This is a genomic window from Yoonia sp., assembly GCF_036770585.1.
Classification (GTDB): domain Bacteria; phylum Pseudomonadota; class Alphaproteobacteria; order Rhodobacterales; family Rhodobacteraceae; genus Yoonia.
Genome location: NZ_DAIPIW010000004.1, coordinates 40033 through 55424, shown reverse-complemented (window position 1 = coordinate 55424; position 15392 = coordinate 40033). Strand labels below are relative to the sequence as shown.

15 protein-coding genes are annotated in these 15392 nt (G+C 63.3%); 6 read left to right on the top strand and 9 right to left on the bottom strand.

Annotated elements, in window-relative coordinates; translation table 11 throughout:
• The first annotated feature begins 5 nt into the window (after positions 1 to 5).
• Together V7N12_RS01680 and V7N12_RS01675 are read left to right on the top strand one after the other, a co-directional pair.
• Positions 6 to 2051, top strand: a complete 2046-nt coding sequence (locus V7N12_RS01680) for an NADH:flavin oxidoreductase (RefSeq protein WP_333712201.1) — start codon at positions 6 to 8, stop codon at positions 2049 to 2051.
• A gap of 1 nt (position 2052) precedes the next feature.
• Positions 2053 to 3081 carry a trans-3-hydroxy-L-proline dehydratase gene (locus tag V7N12_RS01675; RefSeq protein WP_333712200.1) on the top strand — a complete coding sequence of 343 codons (1029 nt, stop codon included), beginning with the start codon at positions 2053 to 2055 and terminating at the stop codon, positions 3079 to 3081.
• Positions 3082 to 3085: 4 nt separating this feature from the next.
• On the opposite strand, the gene V7N12_RS01670 is transcribed toward V7N12_RS01675, so the two are convergent.
• Together V7N12_RS01670 and V7N12_RS01665 are read right to left on the bottom strand one after the other, a co-directional pair.
• Positions 3086 to 3241: a DDE-type integrase/transposase/recombinase gene (locus tag V7N12_RS01670; protein ID WP_333712199.1), complete on the bottom strand. Its 156-nt coding sequence runs from the start codon at positions 3239 to 3241 to the stop codon at positions 3086 to 3088.
• Between the two features lie 47 nt (positions 3242 to 3288).
• Positions 3289 to 4716: a S8 family serine peptidase gene (locus V7N12_RS01665; protein WP_333712198.1), complete on the bottom strand. Its 1428-nt coding sequence runs from the start codon at positions 4714 to 4716 to the stop codon at positions 3289 to 3291.
• A 95-nt stretch (positions 4717 to 4811) separates the two neighbouring features.
• Here V7N12_RS01665 and V7N12_RS01660 point away from each other — a divergent pair, with 95 nt between their 5' ends.
• Complete coding sequence (locus V7N12_RS01660) at positions 4812 to 5303, top strand: RNA polymerase sigma factor (RefSeq protein ID WP_333712197.1); 492 nt, start codon at positions 4812 to 4814, stop codon at positions 5301 to 5303.
• A 40-nt stretch (positions 5304 to 5343) separates the two neighbouring features.
• Positions 5344 to 6096, top strand: a complete 753-nt coding sequence (locus tag V7N12_RS01655; RefSeq protein WP_333712196.1) for a hypothetical protein — start codon at positions 5344 to 5346, stop codon at positions 6094 to 6096.
• 184 nt (positions 6097 to 6280) lie between these two features.
• On the opposite strand, the gene V7N12_RS01650 is transcribed toward V7N12_RS01655, so the two are convergent.
• From V7N12_RS01650 to V7N12_RS01640, 3 genes are all read right to left on the bottom strand, one after another.
• Positions 6281 to 6646 (bottom strand): EF-hand domain-containing protein, encoded by a 366-nt coding sequence (locus V7N12_RS01650; protein ID WP_333712195.1) that lies wholly within the window; start codon positions 6644 to 6646, stop codon positions 6281 to 6283.
• Between the two features lie 88 nt (positions 6647 to 6734).
• Positions 6735 to 6896 carry a hypothetical protein gene (locus V7N12_RS01645; protein ID WP_333712194.1) on the bottom strand — a complete coding sequence of 54 codons (162 nt, stop codon included), beginning with the start codon at positions 6894 to 6896 and terminating at the stop codon, positions 6735 to 6737.
• Positions 6897 to 7128: 232 nt separating this feature from the next.
• A complete protein-coding gene (locus V7N12_RS01640) occupies positions 7129 to 7557 on the bottom strand; it encodes a DCC1-like thiol-disulfide oxidoreductase family protein (protein ID WP_333712193.1) in 429 nt (142 codons plus the stop codon).
• A gap of 90 nt (positions 7558 to 7647) precedes the next feature.
• On the opposite strand from V7N12_RS01640, the gene V7N12_RS01635 reads away from it, so the two are divergent.
• Both V7N12_RS01635 and V7N12_RS01630 read left to right on the top strand, forming a co-directional pair.
• Entirely contained in the window at positions 7648 to 9072 is a 1425-nt protein-coding gene (locus tag V7N12_RS01635) for an HTTM domain-containing protein (RefSeq protein WP_333712192.1), read from the top strand.
• Between the two features lie 100 nt (positions 9073 to 9172).
• Positions 9173 to 10387, top strand: coding sequence for an argininosuccinate synthase (locus tag V7N12_RS01630; protein WP_333712191.1), 1215 nt, complete (start codon positions 9173 to 9175; stop codon positions 10385 to 10387).
• Positions 10388 to 10454: 67 nt separating this feature from the next.
• Here V7N12_RS01630 and V7N12_RS01625 read toward each other — a convergent pair whose 3' ends face one another.
• The 4 genes from V7N12_RS01625 to V7N12_RS01610 form a co-directional block, all read right to left on the bottom strand.
• Entirely contained in the window at positions 10455 to 11153 is a 699-nt protein-coding gene (locus V7N12_RS01625; protein ID WP_333712189.1) for an HAD family hydrolase, read from the bottom strand.
• A gap of 52 nt (positions 11154 to 11205) precedes the next feature.
• Entirely contained in the window at positions 11206 to 12105 is a 900-nt protein-coding gene (locus V7N12_RS01620) for a D-amino acid aminotransferase (protein WP_333712188.1), read from the bottom strand.
• Between the two features lie 119 nt (positions 12106 to 12224).
• Entirely contained in the window at positions 12225 to 13091 is an 867-nt protein-coding gene (locus tag V7N12_RS01615; RefSeq protein ID WP_333712186.1) for a ribokinase, read from the bottom strand.
• Positions 13091 to 15346 (bottom strand): NADP-dependent malic enzyme, encoded by a 2256-nt coding sequence (locus V7N12_RS01610; RefSeq protein WP_333712185.1) that lies wholly within the window; start codon positions 15344 to 15346, stop codon positions 13091 to 13093. The genes V7N12_RS01615 and V7N12_RS01610 overlap by 1 nt, the downstream gene beginning before the upstream one ends.
• Positions 15347 to 15392: the final 46 nt, after the last annotated feature.

Sequence of the window (15392 nt, the reverse complement as noted above, 5' to 3'; positions counted from 1 at the left end):
CACCCATGTCCAACGATCCCCTTCTTCAACCCTATCAGCTGAAACACCTGACGCTTCGGAACCGGATCATGACCACCAGTCATGAACCCGCCTATCCCGAGGACGGGATGCCGAAACAGCGCTATGCCGCCTATCATGCAGAGCGTGCAAAGGCCGGGGTCGCATTGGCCATGACGGCAGGCTCGGCCGCGGTGTCCAAGGACAGCCCGCCGGTGTTCAACAACGTTCTGGCCTACAAGGACGAGGTGGTGCCCTGGATCAAACAGCTGACCGATGCCTGCCATGATCACGGCTGCGCTGTGATGATCCAGCTGACGCATCTGGGCCGGCGGACCCGCTGGGACAAGGGCGCATGGCTGCCATCGGTGTCATCCACCATGCACCGCGAACCGGCGCACCACGCCTTTCCAAAACGCGCCGAGGACTGGGATATCGAGCGCATCATCACCGATTTTGCCGACGCGACCGAGCGGATGAAGGCGGGCGGGATGGATGGTATCGAATTGCAGGTCTACGGCCACCTGCTGGACCAGTTCTGGTCGCCGCTCACCAATGACCTCGACGGGCCCTATGGCGGGCAAAGCCTTGAGAGTCGCATGAAACTGCTGATGGATGTGCTGACGGGCATTCGCAAACGGGTGGGGGACGATTTCATCGTCGGCCTGCGTTACACGGCGGATGAGACCGAGGCAGGCGGGATCACGCCCGAGGAAGGCATCGAGATATCCAAGCGGCTGGCCGATTGCGGCATGGTCGATTTCCTGAACGTGGTCCGGGGCCGCATCCACACCGACCCGGCGATGACCGACGTGATCCCGGTGCAGGGGATGAAGAACGCCCCGCATCTGGATTTCGCAGGCGCGGTGAAGAAGGCCACCGGCATGCCGACCTTCCACGCCGCCAAGATCCCCGACGTGGCCACCGCCCGCCATGCCGTGCAGGCCGGGCTCTTGGACATGGTGGGCATGACCCGCGCCCATATGGCCGACCCGCATATCGTGAAAAAGATCATCGAAGGGCGCGAGGACGACATCCGCCCCTGCGTCGGTGCCACCTATTGCCTTGACCGCATCTATGCCGCCGGCGAGGCGCTCTGCATCCACAATGCGGCCACCGGGCGCGAGTTGACGATGCCGCACGACATCGCACCAGCCAAGAGCCGCAAGCGCGTTGTCATCATCGGTGCCGGCCCTGCCGGGCTGGAGGCTGCCCGGGTCGCGGCAGAGCGCGGTCACCATGTCACTGTCTTCGAGGCCCAGCCTGATCCCGGCGGGCAGATCCGCCTGACGGCGCAGAACCCGCGTCGGCGCGAGATGATCTCGATCATCGACTGGCGCATGGCGCAATGCGCGGCCCGCGATGTCGCGTTCCGCTTCAACACCTGGGCCGAAGCCGGGGACGTGACCGCGCTGAACCCCGACGTGGTGATTGTCGCCACCGGCGGGCTGCCGAACACCGGACTCTACGAAAATCGCGCCGAGCAGCCCCTTGTGGTCTCGGCATGGGACCTGATTTCGGGCGACGTCAAGCCCGGGCAGGATGTGCTGGTCTATGACGAAAGCGGCGATCATCCGGGGCTCATGGCCGCCGAAATCGCGGCAAATGCCGGTGCCAAGGTGGAAGTCATGACGCCCGACCGGACCTTCGCCCCGGACATCATGTCGATGAACCTTGTGCCTTACATGCGGGCGCTGCAGGACAAGGACGTGACCTTTACCGTCACCCGACGGCTGAAGGCGGTGGAAAAGGACGGCAACCGTCTGAAGGCCAGGATCGGGACGGACTACAGTGGTTTCACGAGCGAAAAGAGCTATGACCAGATCGTCGTGAACTACGGCACCCTGCCGCTGGACGATCTCTACTTCGAGCTGAAGCCCCTGTCCTCCAATAGCGGGGCGGTCGACCATGACGCCCTGATCGACGGGCGTCCGCAGGCCGTGACGCGCAACGAGGACGGCCGTTTCCAACTCTTCCGCATCGGCGACGCGGTCAGCGCCCGCAACACCCATGCGGCGATCTACGACGCGCTGCGTCTGATGAAGGATATCTGACATGCGCGCGACCAAGACCGTCCACGTGATCTCTGCCCATGCCGAGGGCGAGGTGGGCGACGTGATCGTCGGCGGCGTCCTGCCACCGCCGGGCGACACGATCTGGGAACAGAGCCGCTGGATCGCGCGCGACCAGACCCTGCGCAATTTCGTTCTGAATGAACCGCGCGGCGGCGTCTTCCGGCATGTGAACCTGCTGGTACCGCCGAAACATCCCGAGGCACAGGCCGCCTGGATCATCATGGAACCAGAAGACACGCCGCCGATGTCCGGATCGAACTCGATCTGCGTTTCGACCGTATTGCTGGATGCGGGACTTGTCCCCATGCAAGAGCCCGAAACCCACATGGTGCTGGAAGCCCCCGGCGGGCTGGTGCGTGTGCGGGCGGAATGCCGCAACGGCAAGGCCGAACGCATCCATGTGCAGAACGTCCCCTCTTTCGCCGCCGAGCTTGACCAAAAGCTCGAGGTCGAAGGCATGGGCACGCTGACCGTCGATACGGCCTATGGCGGCGACAGTTTCGTGGTCGTCGATGCGGCCGCGCTGGGGTTTTCGCTGAATGAAACCGAGGCGCACGACATCGCCAGGCTTGGGGTCCGCATCACGAATGCAGCCAATGACCAACTGGGCTTTACCCATCCCGAGAACCCGGACTGGCGTCATATCTCGTTTTGCTTGTTTGCGGGACCACTTGTCGAAGGCGCGGCAGGCTTGGAGACTGGCGCTGCGGTGGCCATCCAGCCGGGCAAGGTCGACCGGTCGCCCACCGGCACCGCGCTATCGGCCCGGATGGCCCTGCTGCATGCACGCGGCGTGATGAAGGCCGGTGACCGCCTGACTGCGCGTTCGGTGATCGGATCGACGTTCTCGGGGACGATCATCAGCGAGACAACGGTAGGGGATCGCGCGGCCATCGTCCCGGAAATTTCGGGGCGCGGCTGGATCACCGGCATCCACCAGCACATGCTGGACCCCTCTGATCCCTGGCCCGAGGGGTATCGTCTGTCGGACACCTGGGGCGCCCGATAAAGGGTCATGGGGTGACAGTTGCCCGCAGCCGCAGAGGTTCAATGGCCCTGTGCGGAAAGACTGTCGCAGATTTTGCATCGCGTCCGGCAGTCAGCCTGACATCGACACACTGGCCGTTGGCATCCATCGCGCGCCAAAGGCAGCGCCATGTTCCACCCACACTGCAACAGTCCCCCGTTCAACGACGCCTTCCGATTTTCTGTCTGATCAGTTCCGGTCGCCGCATAGTCCGCCAAGGTCGAGCAGACCTGCGCCGTAGACCGGGTCCGGTCCCGGGTCGCCGCGATCAAGGGCCATGCGCCTCAACTCCGCTTCCACGCCGGGCGCATCGAGTTCGGGGCGCGACTCGCGCAGGATCGCCGCGGCTGCCGAGACGAATGGCACCGCGAAGGATGTCCCTGTCTTCCACCGTGCACCGCTGATCGAAGCTGCGGTCCAGACGTCCACGCCGGGCGCGGCGAGATCGACATGGTCGCCCCTTACGGCGCGTCGGTATACCTCTCCGTTCCGATCAACGGCGGTCACCGCGATCACGGGGTCAAAGGCCGCCGGATACGCGGGTTCCGCATTGGGGCCAAGGTTGCCGACTGCCGAGACGACGACGATGTCGAGGTCCAGCACCAGTCGATCCACCAGTTCTTGAAGAACCGTGTTGGGCGGTCCTGACAGGCTTAGGTTGATGACACCGACACCCTGTTCGGCCAGAAGGCCGAGCGACTCGATCAGGGTGAAGATGTCTGCGCGCTCGTCGCTGCCGACCCTGTAGAAGGCATCGACGGCGATCAGGGGCGATCCCGGGACCAGTCCCGGCGAACGTGTGTCAGGGTCACCGACAAGAAGCGCTGCGACCGCCGTTCCGTGAATGGCGCGCGAGGCGTCCAACTCTTCGACCGCAAGCCGTCTTACGTCAAGCAGCGCACCATCGAAGGTCTCGTGGTCTTCATTGATGCCTGTGTCGATCATGCCGATGGCGACACTTCGGCCGCAGGCGTTGTCGCGTTCCGATGACATGGGCCAGCCGATGGCAAGCCTTGCAGGGCACTCGTTGCCACTGCAATCTTCTGAAAATCCCTGCTCGGAACGGTAATAGTGGTTGAAATCGGCGTCCTGGCCGGTGGGCAGGCCACGCACTGCTTCCCGCGCTGCCGCAAGCGACAATCCCGGGGGAATTCGCAGTCGTCGGGATATTGCCGAGAAATCGGGAACGGTGATTTCCTCGACCACCTGAAAGCCCTGCCCGGTCAGCACGTCGAGGTCTTCCTCGGACAGGGCCAGCGCGACGATCTCGTCTGCTGCGTTGACGGGTGGCGGCGGCGCCGGTGTGGCGGGTGCGGGTGCGGGTGCGGGTGGCGTTGTCTGGCGTTGGGGCGCGCCGAAGAGGTCCCTCAGGAAATTGCCGCCTCCGCCGCTGCGCGCGCGGGGGCCATCGTCGTCGTCGTCATCGTCGCGTCGGAATGAGCTGCCATTGTCATCGTCATCGTTATCGCCGCCATCGTCGTCATCGTCGTCGCCGCCGTCGTCATCATCGTCAGCCCAGGCCGCGGAAAGCCCCATCTCGGACGCAACCAGTGGCAATAAGCTGTGAGCCGCCACAAATGACAGGAACAGAACGATCAACATCTGGGGTGTCTTCATGGCTTCATTCCTTTCTGGCCGGGCATGCTCAGAAGGTTTACGTTTGTAAGATGATGTTATTTCGTCAATTACCATAGAAAAGCACATTTCAGAAAATGCGGGACGAATTCGAGCAGGATATCATCGCGGCGCTTCCAAGCCTCCGGCGCTTCGCGCTCTCGCTGTGCCGCAACGGCGATATCGCCGACGACCTTGTCCAGACGACGGTCGAACGCGCCATCGCGTCGCGGGACCGCTACGATACATCCACCCGGGTAGAGCCCTGGCTTTTCCGCATCCTCAGAAATGCCTGGATCGATATGTCCCGCCGCAAACTTACCCGTGGTGTCGAAATCGACGTGACGGACACGCCAGAGGCGGCAGTCGTCGATGGCGCGCGGACCATCGAGGCGGTTCTGATGCTGCAAAAAACCGACGAGGCGCTGGCGACGCTGCCCGCAGACCAGCGCGAGATCATCGTTCTCGTCTGTTTCGAAGAGTTGTCCTATGCCGAGGCCGCCGAGGTTCTCGGGATACCCAAGGGAACGGTGATGAGCCGCCTCGCGCGGGCGCGGACCGCACTTGCGGAACGGCTTGGAATAAAATGACGCCTCGCCCGTTGTCTGGGTGGGGTCAAGGAGTAGTGGCATGAACAAGCAGGATTTCGAGGACGAGACGTTGATGGCCTATGCCGACGGCGAACTCGACGCCGGGACGGCGCAGGCGGTCGCGGCAGCAGCGGCGGCGGATCCTGCGCTGGCGCGACGGATCGAGATGTTCGCGACGACCGGCAGTCTGCTGGGCGAGCTTGGACGAAGCCGCCCGCTTGAACCGGTTTCGTCCGACCTCGAAGCGCGGGTGCGCGCAATGCTTGGTGCGGAATCAGCCACAGCGACGGTCGTCCCGTTCCGAAGTCCCGCTTCGGCCCCGGTGGCCTGGCGCCCTGCCGCCATCGCCGCGGGTCTTGCCCTCGCAGTCGGTCTCGCGGGTGGATACTTCGCCTCGCAGCAGTCCGGTGGTCAAGGTGCAACGGGGCTGAGCATCGCGTCGCTTGGCGCGCCTGCCATTGCCCGGACGCTGGACGAGGTGCCATCGGGCGAGAGGGTCGCCATCGAGGGCGGCGAAATCGCGACCATCGCGTCGTTCCGCAACGCCGACGGCGAGTTCTGCCGCGAGTTCGAGTTCGACAGGGCCGACAGCAACACCGTCGTGTCGGTCGCCTGCCGGACAGAGGCGGGCTGGGAGGCGCGCTTTGCCGTGGTCGCCACAAGCCCGGATGAGACGGGGTATGCGCCTGCCTCGTCGCTCCAGACGCTTGACGCCTATCTGGGTGGCGTGGGGGCCGGCGCGCCCCTGTCGCTCGAGGACGAGGCGGCGGCCCTGTCAGGTCTTCGCCGATAGCGTCGCCACCCCGGGACGATCTGAACAGGACCAGTAGCAGCAGCGAAAGCCCGCCCCGTCGGCCCTTGGCCTCGGATGGTGGGTCCGGTCATCGTGCAATGCTCAGGAAAGAACGACAGCCGTGCCTGCGGTGGATTGCAGGCACGGCTGCCGCTACGTGGTCGTTTGTGAGTGGTGGGCAGGGTCAGTCGTCGTCGTCGTTGCCGCCGTCATCGTCATCGTCGTCATCGTCGTCATTGGATGAACGGCCATCGTCGTCATCGTCATCATCGTCGTCGTCGTCGTTATCATTGGATGAGCGGCCATCGTCGTCATCATCATCATCATCGTCATCATCGAAACCGTCATCGTCGTCATCGTCGCGGCTTGCGTTGATGCGGCGGATGTCGTCGGGCGAGATGTCGCGGCCTCCGTTCCTCTCCCAAAGCTGGTTGGCCGAGGCCGTGCCGAAGGTCAGCACAAGTTCGTCGTAGGACAGAACGCCGTTTCCGTCGCGGTCGACTTCCGAGAAAGGGACCCCTTGGGAATGTGCGGCAGTTGTCGCAAGCAAAAGCGCCGCAACGCTGAGCGGGGCAAGTGAGATCGATTTTTTTATGTCATGAAACCTTTTGTTCCTGAATTGGTATTTCGGACGAAGTTCAACGAAACTCAGTCGTCATCGTCGTTCCGGCCATCATCGTCATCATCGTCATTCCGACTACGCCGCGAGCCGCGGTCATCGTCGTCGTCATCCCGACCACGCCGCCAGCCGCGGTCATCATCGTCGTCGTCGTTCCGGCCACGTCGCCAGCCATCGTCATCGTCGTCGTTCCTCTGGCGGAACTCTCCGCGCACGGTCGACCGAACGTCGGAAACGAAGGTGTCGAGGAAAAGCCATATCGCGTCGCGGTCATCAGCCACAGCGGGTGCGCTTCCCAAGGTCGTTGCGGCCACGCTGGCTGCGAGCAATAGTTTGAAGTGTCGCATAGGTTCTCTCCGTTGCATTGCGGCCCCGCATCGGGACCTTGCTGAGACTACGGATTGCGACAGTATCTATTCCGTGCGAGCGCCACTTTTTCTTTTTTCGGCGATCGTCTGCCGCCCGACCAGCCGCAGAAAAAGCCGCCGTCCGCCAGCAAGAACCGGGTAAAGCAAGGCCGCCCGACGTGGCGAGGCAAAGACTAGGCGTTGAAGAGTATTGAAGCCGCCCGAGGGTGCCGAGAGTGTCGCAAGCAGATGCACGGCGTCCTGGCCGAAGAACTGCTTTCCGTCCCAGGTCACCAGCATGCCCTGGTCAAGGTCGTATCCGGCAGAAAGCGCAGCCAGAACCGACGGGGCATCTGATCGGGCATCGATCAATTCGACCTCGCCCACCGTCTCTCGAAGGCGTACCATGGACACGTAAGAGGAACAGAACGGACATTCACCGTCATAGATTATCGTAATCCCATCGTGCAAAGCGCTTCTCCGATTTTTTTTCATCTGTCGGGAATAACGGCCAACCCGTTCCGTTATTCCATAGACAACGCGTGAAAGGAGAGAATTATGTCTCGGGCATATACGGCAGAAAATTTGCGTGAAAGATCGATCGCGGCACTCTCTACGCCGGTGTCCGGTCTTTCACTTGCAGCGTTTCGGATCGCACTTGGGGCGCTTCTGGTCTGGGATTGCTGGCGCTTCATCAAGTATGACCGGGTCTACCGCTACTGGGTGCAGCCCGAGTTCAACTTCACCTACTCGGGGTTCGGCTGGGTGACGCCGCTTCCCGATCCCTGGATCCACCTTGCGTGGCTTCTTGTGGGGATTTCGGCATTCTTCGTCATGCTGGGTCTTTTCTACCGGGTCTCCATCGTCGTTCTGACGGTCACTTTCAGTTACTTCTTCCTTCTCGACAAGGCAGAGTATCTCAACCACTTCTACCTCGTCATTCTCTTCCTGATCCTGATGTGCTTTCTGCCCGCGCACCGGCAGTTGTCGCTCGACGCGCGGCTTTTCCCGCAGGTCAGGGGCGATCATGTGCCCTATGCCTCGGTCTTCATCCTGCGCATGCAGATGGAAATCATGCTGATCTTCGCGGGTATCGTCAAGCTGACGCCCGACTGGCTGGCAGGCGAGCCCCTCGGGCTTTGGCTCAGGGCGCAGTCGAACGATTTCTTCTTCGGGTTCATGTTCCACTATGACTGGGTGATCCTTGCGGGCGCATGGGGGACAGTGGCGTTGCACGTGCTGGGCGCGCCGCTTCTGCTTTGGAAGAAGACGCGGCTTGTCACGTTCCTTGTCTATTGCTTCTTTCACTCGATGAACGCGGTCTTCTTCAACATCGGCATCTTCCCGTGGATGACCATTGCCGCCACGACGATCTTCTTCGCGCCGGACTGGCCGCGACGCGTCGCGCGCTGGCTGCTTGGCCGCTTCGAGGACCTGCCGGCCTACAACCCGCCCGCCCGGCCGCAGGCCCGTCCGATCTCGGCTCTGGCGCTCGCCGCGATTGTCGGCTGGGTCGGCGTGCAGGTCGCCTTGCCGCTGCGTGCCGGCGCCTTCCCGACCGAAGTGCGCTGGAGCGGCGATGGCCACCGTTTCTCGTGGCGGATGCGCATTTACGACCGGAAGGCCGAGGGACATTTCATTGTCAGCGCGAACGGCGAAGAGTGGATCGTCGATCCGACCGACTACCTGACGAAACGGCAGGCCGGGAAGATGCTGGTGCGCTCCGACATGGTCCACCAGTTCGCAGGCTACCTCGAAACGGTCTGGCGCGAAGCGGGCTACGAAGATGTCGCGGTCCGTGCCGACATCCTGAAATCGCTGAACGGGCGCCCGGCGCAGCCTTTCGTCGACCCTACGGTGGACCTGACAAAGGCACCGCTGGCCTATCTGTCACCCGACCCTTGGGTGCTTTCACTGGAACGACACGTTTGGGGCGTCGTGGACAACGGGCGGGATCCGGACCTGCCCAAGCCGGAGGACATGATCGTGATAGACCCTTCGCTGATGTAGCCACAGATCCGAATGGGGCGGCGGCCATCGCCGCCTTGCCCCTGCGTGTGAAAACCGCTATCGCGCCATCGCAAACCTATGACGCAAAGGCATGATCCGCATGACTGCTCCGAAGAAAGTTGTTCTGGCCTACTCGGGTGGCCTTGATACCTCGATCATCCTCAAGTGGCTGCAGACCGAATACGGTTGCGAGGTCGTGACCTTTACCGCCGATCTGGGACAGGGCGAGGAACTGGAGCCCGCGCGCAAGAAGGCCGAGATGATGGGCGCATCCGCCGTCTATATCGAGGACCTGCGCGAGGAATTCGTGCGCGATTTCGTCTTCCCGATGTTCCGCGCCAATGCTCTTTATGAAGGGCTGTATCTCTTGGGCACATCCATCGCGCGGCCCCTGATCTCGAAGCGTCTGGTCGAGATCGCCGCCGCCGAAGGCGCTGACGCCGTGGCCCATGGTGCCACCGGCAAGGGCAACGATCAGGTGCGGTTCGAACTGGCGGCCTATGCGCTGAACCCCGAGATCAAGGTCATCGCCCCGTGGCGCGAATGGGACCTGACCAGCCGCACCAAACTGATCGAATTCGCCGAAGCGAACCAGATTCCCGTCGCCAAGGACAAGCGCGGCGATGCGCCCTTCAGCGTGGATGCGAACCTGTTGCATACCTCATCCGAGGGCAAGGTGCTGGAGGACCCCGCACAGGAAGCGCCGGACTATGTCTACCAGCGCACCGTGGCGCCCGAGGATGCGCCTGATCAGGCGGAAATGGTCGAGATCACCTTCGCGCGCGGTGATGCTGTCGCGATCAACGGCGAGGCGATGTCGCCCGCGACGATCCTGACCGAACTGAACGCGCTGGGCGGCAAGCATGGTGTCGGCCGTCTCGATCTGGTCGAGAACCGCTTTGTCGGCATGAAATCGCGCGGCATCTACGAAACCCCCGGCGGCACCGTTCTGCTCGAGGCCCATCGCGGGATCGAACAGATCACGCTGGATAGCGGTGCGGGTCACCTGAAAGACAGCATCATGCCGCGCTATGCCGAACTGATCTACAACGGTTTCTGGTTCAGCCCCGAGCGCGAGATGTTGCAGGCGCTGATCGACAAGTCACAAGAGCACGTCAGCGGCACCGTGCGCGTAAAGCTTTATAAAGGCTCGGTAAATACGGTCGCCCGCTGGTCGGAAAAGTCGCTTTATTCCGAGGCGCATGTGACCTTCGAGGAAGACATGGGCGCCTATGACCAGAAGGATGCACAAGGCTTCATCCAGTTGAACGCGCTGCGCCTGAAACTGCTGGCAGCGCGCAACCGCAGGGGCTGAGGGGGCGCTGCCCCCGCTGCCTGCGGCAGCCCCCCCGGGATATTTTTGGGCCAATAATGACAATGGCCTAGAGTTTGAGGGCTGCCAGTTTTTCGTAGTGTGGCATGGCCATTCGGCACAGGTCTTGCTGCGCGGCATCCAGATCGGGCAAGGGCCCTTCGGCGCCGGCGAAACCGGTGCTTTGGTGCACGGCGTTATACCAATGCGCGGCCCAGATGCCGTCGTCCTTGCGCGGGCCGGCAGGCCACGACAGCATCGCGGGGTCGAAGTCCAACCCTATGGTCTTGCAAAGCTTTTGCAGCATGCCTGCCGGATCGGCGCGGATGTCGGCGCTGTCGATGACCGTGCCGCCGATCCTGTCGTAAAGAGCGGTCTGCTGGGGGTAGCCGATGTCCTTCAGCGTCATCTCGTCCCGCTTGGCACCATAGCTGGCGATCACGCGGGCGGGGTGGCGGATCAGGTGGATGTTGACGCAATCACCCGCCCAGTCGAGCGGGAAATGGGGCAGCATGTGATGCGGCATGTGCTTCATGTAAAAGTGTTTTTTGCCATCGGGGATGGGCCCTGCACAGCGGGCGGCGACCTTTGCGACATCCGTCTCATGTGTGGCCAGAATGGCGTCGCGCATCGGGTGATCCGCGCCTGTGGTGGCAAGATAGGGGGCGTAGAACGGCTCGTCCCAGATCGCGCAATCGGGGCGGTTGCCGAAGGCATACATCATCGCGGTCGAGAGGTTCCGCGGGCCGGACCACATGGCGATTTTCATGGGCAGCATCGCGTCGGCAAAACGTCTGCAAAACGTCGGGAGACTTGTCGGGTCATGATCGGCTCACCAGTTCCTTGTAAAGCTCCCGCAGCCGTGCCGTCACGGGGCCGAGGTCGCCCGTCCCGATCTGTCGCCCGTCGATATGGCTGACGGGGGTCTGAGCGCCGAAGGTGCCGGTCAGGAAGGCCTCGTCCGCCGAATAGGTATCGACCAGCGAGTAGTTGCGTTCATGCACGGGGATACCGTTGGCGCGGCAGAGGTCGATGACCTTGGCCCGGGTGATCCCGTTCATGCAGTAGTCGCCGGTGCTGGTCCAGACCTCGCCCCTCTTCACGATGAAGAAGTTGCAGGCGTTGGTGGTGTTCACGAAGCCATGCACGTCGAGCATCAGCGCCTCGTCCGCGCCGGCCTTCACGGCGGCGATACAGGCGAGGATACAGTTCAGTTTCGAGTGGCTGTTGAGTTTGGGGTCCTGCGTCATCGGCAAGCCGCGCTGGTGCGGGACGGTGGCCAGCGTGATCGGGCGCGGGATCCTGGGTTTCGAGTGTTCCATGATGATCACCATGGTCGGACCCGATTGCGACAGGCTGGGGTGCTGGAAGGGCCGCACCTTCACGCCGCGCGTCACCATCAGCCGCGCATGGGCATCGGTGGTCATGCCGTTGGCGGCGCGGGTGTCTTCCAGCGCCTTGATCACGCCCGCTCGGTCCAGCCCGATGTCGAGATCGATGGCCTTGGCGGCTTCGAACAGGCGGTCCATGTGATCGTCGAGGAAGGCCCATTTCCCGTCATAAAGCCGCAGCCCTTCCCAGACGCCGTCGCCCAGCATGAAGCCGCTGTCATAGACGCTGACCGTGGCCTCGCGTTTGGGGACGATCCTGCCGTCGATGTAGATCAGGATGGTGTCGTTGCGGGCGTCTTCTTCGGCCTGATGGGTGGTGACATCGGTCATGGCGCGGTCCTTGTTCTGTGCTGCAAGTGACGCAGAAAGTCAGGGGCGTTGCAAGGTGGGGGCGTTGCCCCCATCGCCTGCGGCGATCCCCCCAGGATATTTTTGGGCCAATAATGGGGTCAGGGCTGAAACGCCTGCACCTCGGACAGGTCGGGGATCACGTCTGCGGTGCCGTGCCGGGTGACCATCAGCGCGGCCGCGCGGGTCGCTTGTGCGATGGCCTGCGCCATGGGCAGACCGCGGTCGAGACCGGCGAGGACGTAGCCGGTGAAGGTATCACCCGCGCCGGTGGTGTCGACGGGGGTGACCTTGATGGCGGGGAAGTGCTGTTCGCCGTCGCGGCCGAACCAGTCGGCCCCTTCGGCCCCTCGCGTGACGATCACGTCACGGACCGGCAGATCGGCGGGGGACTGGCCGGTGATAGCCTGCAATTGCGCCGCCTCGACCGCGTTCAGGATCAGGAAATCGAGGTGGGGCAGCACCGCCTGCACGCGGTCCGCATCGAAGGGGGCGGCGGCATAGGCGATCTTGAGCCCCAGCTTCTTGCCGAGCCGCGCGGCGGTGCGTTGCAGGTTGGTTTCGTTCTGGATCACCAGCCAGTCGCCGGTCTGCGCCTCGGACAGGGCGGCTTGCAGGGTGGTTTGCGGGATCTCGGCATTGGCGCCGGGGTGCAGGATGATGCTGTTCTCGCCCTTTGGGTCGACCATGATGATGGCCTGCGCGGTCTCGGTGCCGATCACGGTGATGTTGCGCGTGTCGACGCCGTATTCCAGCAGCCGGTCGAGGGCCCAGCGCCCGTCCTCGCCCACCGCGCCGATGTGGTTCACGCGGGCGGCGGCGCGGGCGGCAGCGACCGACATATTGGCCCCCTTGCCGCCCAGAAACATCTGCCGGCCGGTCGCGGCGAGGGTTTCGCCCGGGGTGGGGATATGCGGCACGGCATAGACGAAATCGGCATTGATCGAGCCAAGGTTCCAGATCGCCATCATTCCACCTTGCAGGCGGCGATCACCGCCATGTTGAGGATGTCGTTCACCGTCGAGACGGTCGAGCAGATCTGGATCGGCTTGCCTATCCCTGAAAGGATCGGGCCGATCACCGTCGCCCCCGCCATTTCCTGCATCAGCTTGACCGAGATCGAGGCCGAGTGCCGTGCCGGCACGACCAGCACGTTGGCGGGACCGGTCAGGCGCTGGAAGGGGTAGTTTTCCTGCGCGCGGGGGTTGAGGGCGACGTCCACCGTCATCTCGCCCTCGTATTCGAAGTCGGCCTTGCGCGCGTCCAGGACCTGTGGCGCGCGGTGCATCTTTTCGGCCCGTTCCGACACCGGATAGCCGAAGGTCGAGAACGACAGGAACGCCACGCGCGGTTCCAGCCCCAACTCGCGCGCGACGGCGGCGCCACGCTCGGCGATATCGGCAAGGTCGTTCTCGTCGGGCCATTCATGCACCAGCGTATCGGTGATCAGGACGATGCGGCCCTTGTGCAGCACCGCGGTGACACCGACCGCCCCGTCATGGGGCTGGGCGTCGAAGACGTGGTTGATCAGCTGAAGGATATGCGCGGACTTGCGTGTGGCCCCTGTCACCATCCCGTCCGCGTGACCATGCGCCAGCATCAGGGCGGCAAAGACATGGCGGTCGCGGGCGGCAAGGCGGTGGACGTCCTGCATGTCGACACCCTTGCGCTGCAAGCGTTGATAGAGGAAGGCCTTGTAGGTTTCGAGGTGGTCGGTATTGGCGGCGTTGACGATGTGAAGCTCGTCGAAGGCCTCGGGCATGCCTTCGGCGGTCAGCTTCTCGCGCACGTCGTCGTCGCGCCCGACGACCAGCGCCTTGCCCATGCCGGCGCGCTGGTATTGCACGGCGGCACGCAGCACGCGCGGGTCATCGCCTTCGGCGAAGACCACGGTGGACTGGTTGGCGCGGGCGCGGGCATTGAGGCTGCGCAGGATCGATTGGGTCGGGTCCATGCGGGTTTTCAGCGACAGCTCGTAGGCGTCCATATCCACGATGGGCCGCCGCGCGACGCCGGTTTTCATGCCCGCCTTCGCCACGGCGGGCGGGATGCGGTGGATCAGGCGCGGGTCGAAAGGCGTCGGGATGATGTAATCGCGTCCGAAGGTCAGTTTCTTGCCATAGGCCATGGCGACCTCGTCGGGGACATCCTCGCGGGCGAGGGCGGCGAGCGCCTCGGCGCAGGCGATCTTCATCTCGTCGTTGATGGCGCGCGCGTGGATGTCGAGCGCACCACGGAAGAGGTAGGGAAAGCCCAGCACGTTGTTTACTTGATTGGGGTAGTCGCTGCGGCCTGTGGCGACGATGGCGTCCTCGCGCACGGCATGGGCGTCTTCGGGGGTGATCTCGGGGTCGGGGTTGGCCATGGCGAAGATCACGGGGTTGGGGGCCATGTCGGCGACCATCTGGCGCGTGACCGCGCCCTTGACGCTGACGCCAAGGAAGACATCGCAGCCCTTCATCGCCTCTTCCAGCGTGCGCATGTCGGTTTTGACCGCATGGGCGGACTTCCACTGGTTCATGCCTTCGGTGCGGCCCTGATAGATCACGCCCTTGGTGTCGCACATGATGCAGTTGTCGTGCCGCGCGCCCATCGACTTGAGCAGTTCGAGGCAGGCGATCCCCGCCGCCCCCGCACCGTTGAGGACGATCTTCACCTCGTCGATCTTCTTGCCCGACAGGTGCAGCGCGTTCAGCAGACCCGCGGCACAGATCACGGCGGTCCCGTGCTGGTCGTCGTGGAACACGGGGATGTCCATCTGTTCCTTCAGCGTCTGTTCGATGATGAAACACTCGGGCGCCTTGATATCCTCCAGGTTGATTCCCCCGAAGGTCGGGCCCATCAGGCGCACGGCGCGGATGAATTCCTCGGGGTCTTCGGTGTCGAGCTCGAGATCGATGGAATTCACATCGGCAAAGCGTTTGAAGAGGACGGATTTACCCTCCATCACCGGCTTGCTGCCCAGCGCGCCGAGGTTGCCCAGACCCAGCACGGCGGTCCCGTTCGAGATCACGGCGACAAGATTGCCCTTGTTTGTATAGTCATAGGCGGTGGCCGGATCGGCGGCGATTTCCTCGCAAGGGATCGCGACACCGGGGGAATAGGCCAGCGACAGATCGCGCTGCGTGGTCATCGGGACCGTTGCCTGAATTTCCCATTTGCCGGGCGTGGGGCGCATGTGGAATTGCAGCGCATCCTCGCGGGTCAGTTTGTTCTTCGACATCGGCTTCCCCCTCTGGCGTTTGGCGAACATAACGGGTTCTGTCAGG

Excerpts from the sequence above, each read along its gene's own strand:
- V7N12_RS01615 (WP_333712186.1), bottom strand. The coding sequence starts at position 13,091 with ATGGCGATCTGGAACCTTGGCTCGATCAATGCCGATTTCGTCTATGCC.
- V7N12_RS01680 (WP_333712201.1), top strand. The coding sequence starts at position 6 with ATGTCCAACGATCCCCTTCTTCAACCCTATCAGCTGAAACACCTGACG.
- V7N12_RS01660 (WP_333712197.1), top strand. The coding sequence starts at position 4,812 with ATGCGGGACGAATTCGAGCAGGATATCATCGCGGCGCTTCCAAGCCTC.
- V7N12_RS01675 (WP_333712200.1), top strand. The coding sequence starts at position 2,053 with ATGCGCGCGACCAAGACCGTCCACGTGATCTCTGCCCATGCCGAGGGC.
- V7N12_RS01630 (WP_333712191.1), top strand. The coding sequence starts at position 9,173 with ATGACTGCTCCGAAGAAAGTTGTTCTGGCCTACTCGGGTGGCCTTGAT.
- V7N12_RS01645 (WP_333712194.1), bottom strand. The coding sequence starts at position 6,896 with ATGACGATGGCTGGCGACGTGGCCGGAACGACGACGACGATGATGACC.
- V7N12_RS01640 (WP_333712193.1), bottom strand. The coding sequence starts at position 7,557 with ATGAAAAAAAATCGGAGAAGCGCTTTGCACGATGGGATTACGATAATC.
- V7N12_RS01610 (WP_333712185.1), bottom strand. The coding sequence starts at position 15,346 with ATGTCGAAGAACAAACTGACCCGCGAGGATGCGCTGCAATTCCACATG.
- V7N12_RS01620 (WP_333712188.1), bottom strand. The coding sequence starts at position 12,105 with ATGACCGATGTCACCACCCATCAGGCCGAAGAAGACGCCCGCAACGAC.
- V7N12_RS01655 (WP_333712196.1), top strand. The coding sequence starts at position 5,344 with ATGAACAAGCAGGATTTCGAGGACGAGACGTTGATGGCCTATGCCGAC.
- V7N12_RS01625 (WP_333712189.1), bottom strand. The coding sequence starts at position 11,153 with ATGAAAATCGCCATGTGGTCCGGCCCGCGGAACCTCTCGACCGCGATG.
- V7N12_RS01665 (WP_333712198.1), bottom strand. The coding sequence starts at position 4,716 with ATGAAGACACCCCAGATGTTGATCGTTCTGTTCCTGTCATTTGTGGCG.